Source organism: Arthrobacter sp. SAFR-044, from assembly GCF_051965175.1.
Taxonomy (GTDB): Bacteria; Actinomycetota; Actinomycetes; order Actinomycetales; family Micrococcaceae; genus Arthrobacter.
In genome coordinates, this window is the sequence record NZ_JBQCMK010000001.1 from 535,497 (window position 1) to 548,473 (window position 12,977).

Annotated in this window: 13 protein-coding genes; 11 read left to right on the plus strand and 2 right to left on the minus strand. The window is 66.3% G+C overall.

Going from position 1 to position 12,977, the window contains the following annotated elements:
- Window positions 1-2: 2 nt before the first annotated feature.
- Window positions 3-1,157 carry a pyridoxal phosphate-dependent aminotransferase gene (locus ACTHQS_RS02350; protein ID WP_440165684.1) on the minus strand — a complete coding sequence of 385 codons (1,155 nt, stop codon included), beginning with the start codon at window positions 1,155-1,157 and terminating at the stop codon, window positions 3-5.
- Window positions 1,158-1,294: 137 nt separating this feature from the next.
- Between ACTHQS_RS02350 and truB the strand changes: the two genes are divergently transcribed.
- The 10 genes from truB (at window position 1,295) to ACTHQS_RS02400 (ending at window position 11,398) form a co-directional block, all read left to right on the plus strand.
- Window positions 1,295-2,227: a tRNA pseudouridine(55) synthase TruB gene (truB, locus tag ACTHQS_RS02355; protein WP_440165686.1), complete on the plus strand. Its 933-nt coding sequence runs from the start codon at window positions 1,295-1,297 to the stop codon at window positions 2,225-2,227.
- 2 nt (window positions 2,228-2,229) lie between these two features.
- The gene (locus ACTHQS_RS02360; protein ID WP_440165688.1) at window positions 2,230-2,583 is read left to right on the plus strand and encodes a hypothetical protein; all 354 of its coding nucleotides are present in this window, start codon (window positions 2,230-2,232) and stop codon (window positions 2,581-2,583) included.
- A gap of 19 nt (window positions 2,584-2,602) precedes the next feature.
- A complete protein-coding gene (locus tag ACTHQS_RS02365) occupies window positions 2,603-3,055 on the plus strand; it encodes a hypothetical protein (RefSeq protein ID WP_440165690.1) in 453 nt (150 codons plus the stop codon).
- A 135-nt stretch (window positions 3,056-3,190) separates the two neighbouring features.
- Window positions 3,191-4,174, plus strand: a complete 984-nt coding sequence (locus ACTHQS_RS02370) for a bifunctional riboflavin kinase/FAD synthetase (RefSeq protein ID WP_440165692.1) — start codon at window positions 3,191-3,193, stop codon at window positions 4,172-4,174.
- A 54-nt stretch (window positions 4,175-4,228) separates the two neighbouring features.
- On the plus strand, window positions 4,229-5,083 hold the full coding sequence (kynA, locus tag ACTHQS_RS02375; protein ID WP_440165693.1) for a tryptophan 2,3-dioxygenase: 855 nt from the start codon (window positions 4,229-4,231) through the stop codon (window positions 5,081-5,083).
- Entirely contained in the window at window positions 5,080-6,339 is a 1,260-nt protein-coding gene (locus ACTHQS_RS02380; protein ID WP_440165695.1) for a kynureninase, read from the plus strand. Before kynA ends, ACTHQS_RS02380 begins: the two co-directional genes overlap by 4 nt.
- 200 nt (window positions 6,340-6,539) lie before the next feature.
- On the plus strand, window positions 6,540-6,809 hold the full coding sequence (gene rpsO, locus ACTHQS_RS02385; protein WP_285245402.1) for a 30S ribosomal protein S15: 270 nt from the start codon (window positions 6,540-6,542) through the stop codon (window positions 6,807-6,809).
- A 244-nt stretch (window positions 6,810-7,053) separates the two neighbouring features.
- Window positions 7,054-9,312, plus strand: coding sequence for a polyribonucleotide nucleotidyltransferase (locus ACTHQS_RS02390; protein ID WP_440165697.1), 2,259 nt, complete (start codon window positions 7,054-7,056; stop codon window positions 9,310-9,312).
- 113 nt (window positions 9,313-9,425) lie between these two features.
- Complete coding sequence (locus ACTHQS_RS02395; protein WP_440165699.1) at window positions 9,426-10,769, plus strand: M16 family metallopeptidase; 1,344 nt, start codon at window positions 9,426-9,428, stop codon at window positions 10,767-10,769.
- 152 nt (window positions 10,770-10,921) lie between these two features.
- Window positions 10,922-11,398 (plus strand): DUF1579 domain-containing protein, encoded by a 477-nt coding sequence (locus ACTHQS_RS02400; protein ID WP_440165701.1) that lies wholly within the window; start codon window positions 10,922-10,924, stop codon window positions 11,396-11,398.
- A gap of 63 nt (window positions 11,399-11,461) precedes the next feature.
- Here the strand turns inward: ACTHQS_RS02400 and ACTHQS_RS02405 are convergent, their stop codons facing one another.
- Window positions 11,462-11,743 (minus strand): hypothetical protein, encoded by a 282-nt coding sequence (locus tag ACTHQS_RS02405; RefSeq protein WP_440165702.1) that lies wholly within the window; start codon window positions 11,741-11,743, stop codon window positions 11,462-11,464.
- Window positions 11,744-11,883: 140 nt separating this feature from the next.
- Here ACTHQS_RS02405 and ACTHQS_RS02410 point away from each other — a divergent pair, with 140 nt between their 5' ends.
- On the plus strand, window positions 11,884-12,966 hold the full coding sequence (locus ACTHQS_RS02410) for a helix-turn-helix transcriptional regulator (protein ID WP_440165704.1): 1,083 nt from the start codon (window positions 11,884-11,886) through the stop codon (window positions 12,964-12,966).
- The last annotated feature ends 11 nt before the right edge of the window (window positions 12,967-12,977 follow it).

Genomic DNA, 12,977 nt, shown 5'->3' on the forward strand with positions numbered 1-12,977 from the left:
TTTTACCGGGCGGCAGGAAGCCGGGACAGCCCGTCCAGCAGGTCCTGCTTCCGGCCGCACAGCGCGATCCGGACCCACCCCTCGCCGATGGATCCGAAGGCGGTTCCGGGGGCCAGCGCCACGCCGGAGTCGGCAAGGAACCGCCGGACCCAGCTCCGGACATCGCCGCCGGCCACGTGGGACATGTCCGCCCACAGGTAGAACGCGCCCTGCGCCGGCAGGTAGCGGATCCCCTTCGAAGCCAGGACCGCGGAGGCGGCATCCCGGTTCTCCCGGTAGTGCTGGTGCGCGTGCCGCACGTAATCCTGCGGGCCGGTGAGGGCCGCGAGCGCCGCATACTGCGGGGCAGACGCAACGCAGGAAACGATCGATTCCATGACGTTGTCCATCTTCTGCTCAAGCCCCGGCGGGCAGACGAGTGCCCCGATCCGCAGCCCCGTCAGCCCGTAGGTCTTGGACAGCGTCAGCGACGTGAAGACGCGGGCATCCTCTGCGGTGCCGCCATCGAACCTTGCCGGACTGACGTGGGGCACATCGTAGGTAAACGCCTCATAGCATTCGTCCGAGATCACCCAGATGTCGTGCCGCCGGGCCAGGTCCACCAGCTCCCGGACCAGGTCCTTGCTCAGCACAGCGCCGAGCGGGTTGGACGGGGAGTTAAGAACCAGCACCCGGGTGCGGCTGGTGATGAGGGCCTCGACGTCGGCAACCCTGGGCTGGAAGCCATGGTCCGGGTGCAGCGGATAACCTACCGGAACGGCATTCAGCAGCCGGCTGGTCATGGCAAAGGTGGGGTAGCCCGGGTTCGGGATCAGGATCTCGTCACCGGGGGAGAGCAGCAGGCTCATGGCGAAGTGCAGGCCCTGCTGGGCGCCGGACACCACATACACCCGCTCCGCGCCGACGTCCACGCCCTGCTCCTCCCGGAACCTTGCGGCGAACGCTTCCCGCAGGGCCGGGATCCCGGCGTTGGGCGTGTAGTTGGTCTCGTCCCGGTCCAGGCACGCGATGCCCGCGTCCAGGACGTGGCGGGGGAGGGGAAAGCCGGGCTCCCCGATGCTGAGCACCACGGCGCCGGGAGTTCGCCAGGCGGCCTCGGTAATCTCGCGGATCTGGTTGACGGGCACGTCGCGGACATGGGCGGCAAGCTCAGGCATGCCAGCCATCCTAGCCGTCCCCTGCCCTGCCTCCGCCCCGCCCGGTGACGTGGCCGCCGTGGTGGGCCGCCGCCGTCGTCCACGCCCGGCTCCATGCCTGGACAGGGGCCCCAACCTGCGCCGATATACTGGGAGGCGTGCTTTCTGGACTGGTGATAGTGGACAAGCCGCAGGGATGGACCAGCCATGATGTGGTTGGCCGGATGCGGCGCCTCGCAGGGACCCGGAAAGTGGGGCACGCAGGAACCCTTGATCCCATGGCCACCGGAGTCCTGGTGCTTGGCATCAACAAGGCCACCCGGCTGCTGACCTACATCGTGGGCACCTCCAAGACCTACACCGCCACCATCCGCCTGGGCCAGTCCACGGTGACCGATGACGCGGAGGGCGAGGTCACGGCCACCGCCAGCGCGGCCGGCACCACCGAGCAGGAGATTTACGACGGCGTCGCGGCGTTGACCGGCGATATCCAGCAGGTGCCCAGCAGCGTCAGCGCGATCAAGGTGAACGGCGAACGCGCCTATGCCCGTGTGCGGTCCGGCGAGGACGTCAAGCTCGCCGCGCGCCCCGTCACCATCCACCGGTTCGACGTGCACGGCGTCCACAGGGACGCAGCGGCAGGCGTGGTGGACCTGGACGTGACGGTGGAATGTTCTTCCGGGACGTACATCCGCGCCCTGGCCCGGGACCTGGGCAATGCCCTTGGCGTGGGCGGCCACCTCACAGCGCTCCGGCGGACCCAGGTGGGCCCCTACTCACTTGACCAGGCGCGCACCCTCGAACAGCTCGCCGACGAGCTCGACGTCCTGGACATGTCCCTCGCTGCCAGGGCACTGATGCCCAACCGCGAGCTCACCGCCGAAGAAACCACCGAAATCTCCTTCGGCCGGCGGATCGCAGCAGGCGCGGCAGCCGGCACTCCCGGTGCCGCCACCGCCGAGCACCCTGCCGCGGCCTTCGCGCCCGATGGCAGCCTGGTGGCCCTGCTGGCCGACGCGGGCAGTTACGCCAAGCCGGTCCTCGTCTTCACGCCGGGCAACGGTGCCGCAACCGCACCCGCGGAGGCGTAGGCATGGACGCATATTTTTGGATCATCCTGGTGGTCGGCCTGGTGTCCACGGTGGTGTGCCTGGGCACGGGAATCCTGAAGAAGGCACCGAATGACGTCACCATCCTGTCGGTCGTGGCCGTTGAGGTGGCCCTGGTGGTCTACCTGGTGGGTTCGATCGTCCGCGTGATCGCCGGCGAACCGATCGCCGGGGAGGCCTGGGAGTTTTGGGGCTACATGGCCACCGCCATGCTCCTGCCGCCCGCGGCCATTTACTGGGCCATCCTGGAGCGCACGCGATGGAGCAACTTTGTCCTGGCCGCCGTCGGCGTCACGGCGCTGGTGATGGCTGCCCGAATGAACCAGATCTGGTACTGAAGTGGAAGAAGCAGCAGAAATGAAAGACCAGCAGGCCCAGGCGGCCACCGGAAGAACACCCGTCCGCAACACCCGCAACACCGGACCCGGCCGCCTCCTGATCGCGGTGTACGGCGTGTTCGCCATCTCGGCCACTGCCCGTGCCGGCTACCAGATCCTCACCAAGTTCTCCGAGGCGCCCCTGGCCTACCTGCTGTCCGCCTTCGCCGCCCTCGTGTACATCCTGGCCACGGTGTCACTGGCCAAGGCCGGAACCACGTGGTTCAAAGTCTCGGTTGCGGCCGTACTGGTTGAACTGGCCGGCGTCCTGGTAGTGGGGACCCTGAGCATCCTGGACTCCGTGCAGTTCCCGCACGAGACCGTCTGGTCGCTGTTCGGCCGCGGCTACGGCTTCATCCCCCTGCTGCTGCCCATCCTGGGGTTGGTGTGGCTCTACCGGCGCCGGCCATCGCAGGCAAAAGCTGCGCAGTGACGGGCGACGCCATGCAGCAACGGGCAACGCTGCGCAGTGAATAAGCTGCACAGTGAATCCGGGTAACCTTGAAGAGTTCCGCGGCCGGAAGGGTCCCGGAACGTTGATGCTTTCAGGCAGCTTAAGGCGAGGGTGATGGTTTACATCTGGAACGATCCGTCCGATGTCCCGGCGGACTTCGGCCCATCTGTTGTCACTTTCGGCAACTTCGACGGCGTTCACCGCGGACACCAGCAGGTGCTGTCCCAGCTGATCCGGTCGGCCCGCCTGGCCCATGCCAAGGCTGTGGCCGTCACGTTCGACCCCCACCCGGCAGTCATCCACCGGCCGGAGGCCGCGCCGGAGCTCATCATGGGCCTGGACGACAAGCTGGAGGCCCTGGGGGAGCTGGGCCTGGACGCCATCCTGGTGGTCAAGTACTCGCTGGACCTCGCCAGCCTCACGGCCGAAGAGTTCGTGGAGCAGTACCTCGTGGACTGCCTGCACGCCAGCCATGTGGTCATCGGCCATGATGCCCGCTTTGGACGGGGCAATTCCGGCGACCTGGACACCATGAAGGCACTGGGTGAAAAATTCGGCTTCGATGTGCAGGTGATCAGCGAATTCGGGGCCGAAGGCTACCCCCTCCACGACGACGACGGCACGGACCGCCGCTGTTCCTCCACCTGGGTGCGCGAAGCCCTGCAGGCCGGAGACGTCACCACCGCAGCGTCGGTCCTGGGCCGGCCGCACCGGATGCGCGGCGAGGTGGTCCACGGCGCCGCCCGGGGCAGGGCACTGGGCTTCCCGACGGCAAACCTCGCCTCCAACGCGACAGGGTTGATCCCCGCCGACGGCATTTACGCCGGGTGGCTGGTGGACCAGGCCGGCAAGCGCTGGCCGGCAGCCATCTCCGTGGGCTCGAACCCCACCTTCGACGGCGTCAGCCGCCAGGTCGAGGCCCACGTGATTGACCGGCCCAAGGAAGCCGTGGAGGACTTCGATCTGTACGGCCAGACGGTGATCGTCGAATTCGTGGAACGGCTTCGCGGCATGGTGGCCTACCGTGGCCCTGAGGCCCTGGTCGATCAAATGCGGCTGGACGTAGCCCAGGCCCACTTGCTCCTGGGCGGCCGCTGACTGCAGCGCCCGCCGGGTTCGCAGCAACCGGGTGACAACAACGAAAGGCAGGACGTGTCCGTCGAGAAGAACACCCGCAAGCTGGATGAGGGGATTGTCCGCGACTTCAGCTCGCGGATGAGCTACGCCTCCTACCTGCAGCTTCCCACCCTGCTCAGTGCACAGCAGCCGGTCAGCCAGCCCGAACACCATGATGAGCTGCTGTTCATCATCCAGCACCAGACCACGGAGCTGTGGTTGAAACTGGTCCTGCATGAACTCCGCAGCGCATCCGCCTGGCTCCGCGGCGACGATCTCGGCTCGGCGCTCAAGGGCATCGCCCGGGTCAAGCACATCCAGAAGACCCTCACGGAACAGTGGTCCGTGCTGGCCACCCTGACACCCACCGAGTACGCGCAGTTCCGCGGCTTCCTGGGCAACTCGTCAGGTTTCCAGTCGGCGCAGTACCGGGCCGTCGAATTCGTCCTGGGGAACAAGAACCGCAAGATGCTGCCGGTCTTCGAGTCCGATCCTGAAGCCCACGCCATGCTCGAGGAACTGCTCGCTGCTCCCAGCATCTACGACGAGTTCCTGGCCTACCTCTTTCGGCAGGGGTTCGATGTGCCGCGTTCCGTCCTTGACCGGGACGTCACCCGGGCCCATGAGTTCGCCCCGGAACTGGTCCCGCTCTTCAAGCACATCTACGAGAACGCTTCCGATAACTGGGCGGCCTACGAGGCGTGCGAGGAACTGGTGGACCTGGAGGACAATTTCCAGCTCTGGCGGTTCCGGCACCTGCGGACCGTCCAGCGGACCATTGGCATGAAGACCGGCACCGGCGGATCCAGCGGTGTGACCTTCCTGCAGAAGGCCCTGGAACTGACTTTCTTCCCGGAACTATTCGCGGTCAGGACGGAGATCGGACAATGAGCATCCACCAGGAAAACGCCACCGGCGTGACAGCGGAAACGCTCCGGCAGCGCGCCGGGGAGCTGGACCGGAAGGATGCACTGGCGCACTACCGGGACCATTTCATCGGCACGGACACGCCCCTGTCCTACCTGGACGGCAATTCGCTGGGCAGGCCCCTGAAGCGGACCGCGGACGATGTCGCCGCCTTCATCCGCGATCAGTGGGGCGGCCGCCTGATCCGCGGCTGGGACGAACAGTGGCTGAACATGCCGCAGGCCATCGGGGACCAGCTGGGCCGGTCCGTCCTGGGGGCAGCGCCGGGACAGACCATCATCGCCGACTCCACCACCGTGGTGCTGTACAAGCTGATCCGTGCTGCCCTCGCCGCCGTGGCGGACCCTGACCGGAACGAACTGGTGCTGGACACCGAGAACTTTCCCACGGACCGCTACCTGGTGGAGGGCATCGCCCTCGAAGAAGGCCTGACCCTCCGCTGGATCGAACCGGATCCCGCCGGCGGGGTGACCCTTGAACAGGTGCGCCAGGCCACCGGGCCGCGCACCGCCGTCGTCCTCCTCAGCCAGATTGCCTACCGCTCAGGCCACCTTGCGGACCTGCCGGGCATTACCGCGGCAGTGCACGACGCCGGGGCCCTGGTGGTGTGGGATCTTTGCCATTCGGCCGGGTCGGTGGAGATCGACCTGGACGGCGCGGACGTGGACTTCGCAGCGGGCTGCACCTACAAGTACCTCAACGGAGGCCCCGGCTCCCCGGCGTTCGCCTACGTCAACGCCCGGCACCTGCCCTCGCTGAACCAGCCGATCTGGGGCTGGATGGGCCGTAAAGACGCTTTCGAGATGGCCGCCGGCTACGAACCGGCCACGGGCATCCGCGGGTTCCTCAGCGGCACTCCCGCAATCTTCGGCATGATTGCCATGCAGGGCACCCTGGACCTCATCGAAGAAGCCGGCATGGCCGCGATCCGGTCGAAGTCCGAAGACCTCACCGCCTTCGCCGTGGAGGTCTTCGACGCGTGGCCGGCACCCCTGGGAGCCGAACTGGCCACGCCACGGAACCCGGGTGAGCGGGGCGGGCACATCACGGTGGACCACGCGGACTTCACCAAGGCCACCGTCGAGGCCCTGTGGGACGGGGACGTCATCCCTGACTTCCGCTCGCCGCACGGTATCCGGGTGGGCCTGTCACCCCTGAGCACCAGCTTCGCCGAAGTGCTTCACGGCATGGCCGCCATCCGGGACAGGCTGCAAGGCTGAGCGCCCGCAGTGATCCTGCCGCGCGTGTTTCGACAAGGTTAGGGCCGGCCCGGTAAACTGGACGATGGATCCGGCTGCAGTCCGTGGCGGCTGGTTCCTGTTGGTGGCGGCCCCTTCCGGATTACCGGGGCGGACGATCACGGCAGACCCGGCAGTGAGTTACTGACCTGGGCCCTCACGGCACATCCCAAGGAGTTATTGTGGCACTTGACGCCGCTGTAAAGCAGTCCATCATCAAGGAATACGCAACCGCCGAAGGCGACACCGGTTCACCCGAGGTCCAGGTTGCCGTCCTGACCCAGCGGATCAAGGATCTGACTGAGCACATGAAGGAGCACAAGCACGATTACCACACCCAGCGCGGTCTGCTGGGCATGGTTGGTCGCCGCAAGCGCATGCTTGGCTACCTGAAGAAGACTGACATCGCCCGCTACCGTTCGCTCATCGAGCGCCTCGGCCTGCGCCGCTAGTCTGGCTTTGGGGCAGCCCGGCGCCATCCTGGACCGGGCTGCTCCGTAACAACCAAAAACTAAACAGGAGGATCAACCGCATCACGCATTCGCGGTCCTCGGTAGTGATCCCCGGGAACGGCTTCGTTGACAGAAGCCCGGCCCGTGGGTCTCGACTGACGACCGGGTGCAGGGCCAGTAGACAGATGCTGGCCTGGGTTGATGCGGCTGGACTTCCGTAAACCAGAAACGGAGGTGACTCTCTATGGAGGGTCCCGAAATCCAGTTCTCAGAAGCCGTCATTGACAATGGCCGCTTTGGCAAGCGTGTAATCCGCTTCGAAACCGGCCGCCTTGCCAAGCAGGCGGCCGGCGCAGCAATGGTGTACATCGACGAAGACACCGCCCTGCTGTCAGCAACCACCGCCGGCAAGCACCCGCGTGAAGGCTTCGACTTCTTCCCGCTGACGGTCGACGTCGAAGAGCGCATGTACGCCGCCGGCCGCATCCCGGGCTCGTTCTTCCGCCGCGAAGGCCGTCCGTCCACCGAAGCCATCCTGGCCTGCCGCCTGATGGACCGCCCGCTGCGTCCGGCCTTCATCAAGGGCCTGCGCAACGAGGTCCAGATCGTGGTCACCGTCCTGGCCATTAACCCGGACGAGCTCTACGACGTGGTGGCCATCAACGCCTCCTCCATGTCCACCCAGCTGTCCGGCCTGCCGTTCTCCGGCCCCATCGGCGGCGTCCGCGTTGCCCTGGTTGCGGACGAGAACGGGTCCCAGTGGGTTGCTTTCCCCAAGCACTCCCAGCTGGAAAACTCCGTGTTCAACATGGTGGTCGCAGGCCGCGTAGCCGGTGACGACGTCGCCATCATGATGGTCGAGGCCGAAGCCACGGACAACTCCTGGAACCTCATCAAGGAACAGGGCGCCACCGCCCCCACCGAAGAGGTCGTGGCCGAGGGCCTTGAGGCTGCCAAGCCGTTCATCAAGGCACTCTGCGACGCCCAGGCTGACCTGGCCGCACGTGCTGCCAAGCCCACCGTCGAGTTCCCGGTCTTCCTTGACTACGAGGGCGACGCGTACGCCGCCGTCGAATCCGCTGCCGCTGACAAGCTCGCCGCCGTCTTCCAGATCGCCGACAAGCAGGAACGCGACAACGCTTCCGACGCACTGAAGGACGAGGTCCTCGCCGGCCTCGCCGGCCAGTTCGAAGGCCGCGAGAAGGAACTGTCCGCAGCATTCCGCTCGGTCACCAAGCACGTGGTGCGCCAGCGCATCCTGAAGGACCAGGTCCGCATCGACGGCCGTGGACTGACGGACATCCGCCAGCTCACCGCCGAGGTTGAGGTCCTGCCCCGCGTCCACGGTTCTGCCATCTTCGAACGCGGCGAGACCCAGATCATGGGTGTCACTACGCTGAACATGCTCAAGATGGAACAGCAGATCGATTCGCTGTCGCCGGTGACGCGCAAGCGCTACATGCACAACTACAACTTCCCGCCGTACTCCACCGGTGAAACCGGCCGCGTGGGCTCGCCCAAGCGCCGCGAAATCGGCCACGGTGCCCTGGCCGAACGTGCACTCGTGCCCGTCCTGCCGTCCCGCGAGGAATTCCCCTACGCCATCCGCCAGGTATCCGAAGCCCTCGGTTCCAACGGTTCGACGTCGATGGGTTCCGTCTGTGCCTCCACCCTGTCCCTGCTGAACGCCGGTGTGCCCCTGAAGGCCGCCGTCGCCGGCATCGCCATGGGCCTGGTTTCCGACCAGGTGGACGGCCAGACCCGCTACGCAGCCCTGACCGACATCCTCGGTGCCGAAGACGCCTTCGGTGACATGGACTTCAAGGTTGCCGGTACTTCCGAGTTCGTTACGGCCATCCAGCTGGACACCAAGCTCGACGGCATCCCGGCCTCAGTCCTGGCCGCAGCGCTGAAGCAGGCCCGCGAGGCCCGCCTGCACATCCTCGAGGTCATCAACTCGGCCATCGACACCCCGGACGAGCTCTCCGAGTTCGCGCCGCGCGTCATCGCCGTCAAGATCCCCGTGGACAAGATCGGCGAGGTCATCGGTCCCAAGGGCAAGATGATCAACCAGATCCAGGAAGACACCGGCGCCGACATCTCCATCGAGGACGACGGCACCGTCTACATTGGCGCCACCAACGGTCCGTCTGCCGACGCAGCACGTTCCGCCATCAACGCCATCGCGAACCCGCAGGTTCCGGAAATCGGCGAGCGCTACCTGGGTACGGTCGTCAAGACCACCACCTTCGGTGCCTTCGTATCGCTGACTCCGGGCAAGGACGGCCTCCTGCACATCTCGGAACTGCGGAAGATCGCAGGCGGCAAGCGCGTGGACAACGTTGATGACGTCGTTTCCGTGGGCCAGAAGATCCAGGTGGAGATCACCAAGATCGATGACCGCGGAAAGCTTTCGCTTTCCCCAGTGGTAGCCGAGGAAGAGGCTTCGGCCGACTCCGAGCGCGTCCACGCCACGGAGCCTGCTGAAGGCGCTGAGGTCTAACAAGCCCGGGCTTCCCGGCACAAGCATGGAACGGCGGGACCGGTGGATGATCCACCGGTCCCGCCGCTGTTACGATGGCAGCCAGATCCGGCTGCCCGTCCTGAAAGGCATCAATGACTGTTGTACCCCTGCCGCTTGAGCAGAACCACGCCGGCGACACCCTGGTCCACGGCTCCGACGGCGGGTCCGAGGTCCGGCGTTCCGTGCTGCCGGGAGGGGTGCGGGTACTGACTGAAGCGATGCCGGGCCAGCGGTCAGCCACCATCGGGTTCTGGGTGGGCGTAGGTTCCCGCGACGAAGCTCCGGGCCAGCACGGGTCCACCCACTTCCTTGAACACCTGCTGTTCAAAGGCACCAAGCGCCGCACGGCCCTGGAGATCGCCTCCGCCTTTGACGAGGTGGGCGGTGAATCGAACGCGGCCACCGCGAAGGAAAGCACCTGCTATTTCGCACGGGTCCTCGATTCGGACCTGCCCATGGCCATCGACGTGATCGCTGACATGATCACCGGCGCTGTGCTGGATCCTGCCGAAATGGAGCAGGAGCGGGATGTCATCCTCGAGGAAATCGCCATGGACAGCGATGACCCCACCGATGTTGCCCACGAGCACTTCGTGGCCAAGGTCCTGGGCAGCCACCCGCTTGGCCGCCCCATCGGCGGCACCCCCGCGGCCATCAAAGCCGTTGCCAGGGACTCCGTATGGGAGCACTACCGCCGGTACTACAAGCCGGAGGAACTGGTCATCACCGCCGCGGGCGGGCTGGACCACGACGTCGTCTGCAGCCTTGTGGTGGATGCACTCCAAGCCGCGGGGTGGTCGCTGGAGCCGGATGCGGCGCCGGTACAGCGGCGTCCCACCGAACGTGCCCTCATCACGGGAACCGCCGGCCTGCACGTGGTCAAGCGTGCGGTGGAGCAGGCAAACATCATCATGGGATGCCCCACCATTGTCGCCACCGACGAACGCCGCTACGTCATGAGCGTCCTGAACGCGGTGCTGGGCGGCGGCATGTCCTCCAGGCTGTTCCAGGAAGTGCGCGAGAAGCGCGGCTTGGTGTACTCCACCTACTCCTTTGCCTCGTCCTATGCCGACGCGGGCTACTTCGGCATGTATGCGGGCTGCACGCCGTCAAAGGTCCGGCAGGTGCTGGACCTGCTGGCGGTGGAGCTGGACAAGCTCGCCGAACACGGAATCTCCGACGACGAGCTCCGCAAGGCCGTGGGACAGCTCGGCGGCGGCATCGTCCTGGCCCTGGAAGACACGGGCTCCCGGATGTCCCGGCTGGGCAGGGCCGAACTGGTGTCCGGCGAATACCAGGACATTGACGAGACGCTGCGCCTCATCAAGTCGGTTACGGCAGAACAGGTCCAGGAATTGGCTGCCGAACTCGCCGCGGCCCCGCGGACCGTCACGGTGGTTGGCCCGTTCGAGGAGACCGAGACGTTCGGACTGTAGCGAACCGGCGTTCCTGGACACCCGGCGGTGCAGGAAGCTGGGGGTGCCGGAAGCTGGCGCCGCCACCCCTAAGAGTCCATCCTGAGTTTCAGGAGATTGTTTCGGCAGGGGTGGCGATGGGCGGTTCAGGCATGGAGCAAGGACATCCGGGCTTGTCCGGCTTTCTGGGCCACTGGCGGGGCCGGACGCAGGTCGCTGCAGGCCCTTGGGGGCCCGCACGCAGCGTTGACGCGGAGGTGACCTACAGCCGGGTGGCCGGGGGACTTGGCGTGGTGCAGAGCTACCGACACGTTGAACCTGATGGCAGCCATTTTGAAGGCCACGGCATCTTCACGGTGGACCCGGTCCACCATGATGTGCTCTGGTACTACGTGGACAGTACCGGCGTGCCGCCCGGCACCGCCGCGCGCTGCACCTGGCGCAACGGCGTCCTCCGCGTCGAACGCCACAGCGACGCCGGCTGGACACGCCACTCCCTCGTGGTGGACCACGATGTGCTGACCCACGTCACCGAGTTGCGTTCAGTTGCCAAGGACGACGACGGCGGCGCGGCAGGTGGGAACGCCGCTGCGGACGGACGAAGCGCGGCCTACAGGCCGTTCATGCGCTCAGTCTTCCAGCGGGCCTGAGCTATTCCGCCTGGTCTGAGTTATTCCGCCTGGGCTGGGCCGCTTCCACGGGGCAGGCGCGGTTCAGTGCGCAGCCTCGATGATGCGCGTCCTGGGTGCTCCAGCGAGGGCAGGGGCGTTGGCAGGGGAGCGCCAGACATGCTCATGGAGGTTCGCCAGCAGCCGCTCTGCCTTGTCCAGGTCCGCGAAGTCCAGCTCCACCACAATGTAGTGGGGGTCTCCGACTGGCTGGCCAATCCTGTGTGCCAGCACGCCCGAGGCGGCCCGACCCACCGGATCCCGGTCGAATGCCGATTTCCAGGTGGGGAAGTCGGTGATGGAGTGTTCGATCTGCAGTGTGTACATGGAATAGCCCTTCTTCCGTTAGCCAAGACGAGATGTATGAGACTGCCCAAGGTAGGCGGACGCGCGTCCACCGGGTATCCCAGAATTCTGGGTGGCCCGTCCACCAGTATCGTTGCGGCAGGCCGGTGCATACTGGGGGCATGAAGAGGGCCGGGGCGGTGGATCGCAGCCTGGAACGCATGCGGGTTCTTTCCGGTTCCGGCCTGGACCACCAGGCCCTCCGGGGGACCGTGCTCGCAGAGCTGGCCAGGATGATGCCCTTCGATGCGTTCGTATGGCCGCTCTGCGACCCCCGCACCACGGTGGGAATGGCGCCCCGCGCCAGGATTCCCTGCCCCCGGGAGTTGCCGGCACTCATCCGGCTCAAATACCTCTCCGGGCCCGCGCGGTGGACTGCGTTGATGGGCTCGTCGTCCCCGGCACAGAGCCTTCAGCATGCAACCGAGGGCGACCCCGCGCGCCACCTGGCATGGAGGGGAGTGATGAAGGACTACGATGTCCGGGACGTGCTGTCAGTTGTCTTTGCCGACAAGCATGGGTGCTGGGCATGGCTCGATCTGTGGCGGACGGGCCGTGCGGCTCCCTTCACCGGGGACGAAACCACGTACCTTGCCCAGGTGGCAGCGGAATTGACTCCGGGACTGCGGCGCTCCATCGCCCGGCAGTTCCAGGCAGGAACCGGCCAGTCGGAACTGCCGGAACAGGCCGTCCTGACATTGGATGAAGATCTGTCAGTGGCCGGCCAGACCGCATCGGTCGCCGGATGGCTGCGGTTGCTGCAGCCCGGGCCGTCCCCCCACCATCATGTGCCTGCCGAGGTGTTGAATGTTGCGGCCCAACTGCTCGCAAGGGAAGCCGGCGTGGATACCCACGACGCGAAATCAAGGGTTCATATCGGCCAAGGCCGCTGGGCCCTGTTGCGTGCAACCCGGATGGACCCGGGACAGCGCGATTCCGTGCCGCCGCTTGCTGTAACCGTCCAGGGCTGCCCACCGTCGGAACGGCTGGACATGTTTGCCAGATCGTTTGGCCTGACACCCCGTCAGTGGGAGCTGCTGCTGTTGGCCGCCGCCGGCGTGGACACCGGAACGATGGCGGACGTCCAAGGGGTGACCCCCTACACAGTGCAGGACCAGTTCAAGCAGATCTTCCAAGGCTGCGGAGTCCATAGCCGGGCGTCACTGCTGGCCATGGCGTTGGGAACCCGTGGCGGGAGGGCGTAGGGGCGGACGCC

What these genes read in the sequence shown, in the direction of transcription:
- ACTHQS_RS02365 (WP_440165690.1), top strand. Translation starts at nt 2,603, where the DNA reads ATGAAAGACCAGCAGGCCCAGGCGGCCACCGGAAGAACACCCGTCCGC.
- ACTHQS_RS02395 (WP_440165699.1), top strand. Translation starts at nt 9,426, where the DNA reads ATGACTGTTGTACCCCTGCCGCTTGAGCAGAACCACGCCGGCGACACC.
- ACTHQS_RS02390 (WP_440165697.1), top strand. Translation starts at nt 7,054, where the DNA reads ATGGAGGGTCCCGAAATCCAGTTCTCAGAAGCCGTCATTGACAATGGC.
- ACTHQS_RS02405 (WP_440165702.1), bottom strand. Translation starts at nt 11,743, where the DNA reads ATGTACACACTGCAGATCGAACACTCCATCACCGACTTCCCCACCTGG.
- ACTHQS_RS02360 (WP_440165688.1), top strand. Translation starts at nt 2,230, where the DNA reads ATGGACGCATATTTTTGGATCATCCTGGTGGTCGGCCTGGTGTCCACG.
- ACTHQS_RS02380 (WP_440165695.1), top strand. Translation starts at nt 5,080, where the DNA reads ATGAGCATCCACCAGGAAAACGCCACCGGCGTGACAGCGGAAACGCTC.
- ACTHQS_RS02410 (WP_440165704.1), top strand. Translation starts at nt 11,884, where the DNA reads ATGAAGAGGGCCGGGGCGGTGGATCGCAGCCTGGAACGCATGCGGGTT.
- ACTHQS_RS02350 (WP_440165684.1), bottom strand. Translation starts at nt 1,157, where the DNA reads ATGCCTGAGCTTGCCGCCCATGTCCGCGACGTGCCCGTCAACCAGATC.
- ACTHQS_RS02370 (WP_440165692.1), top strand. Translation starts at nt 3,191, where the DNA reads ATGGTTTACATCTGGAACGATCCGTCCGATGTCCCGGCGGACTTCGGC.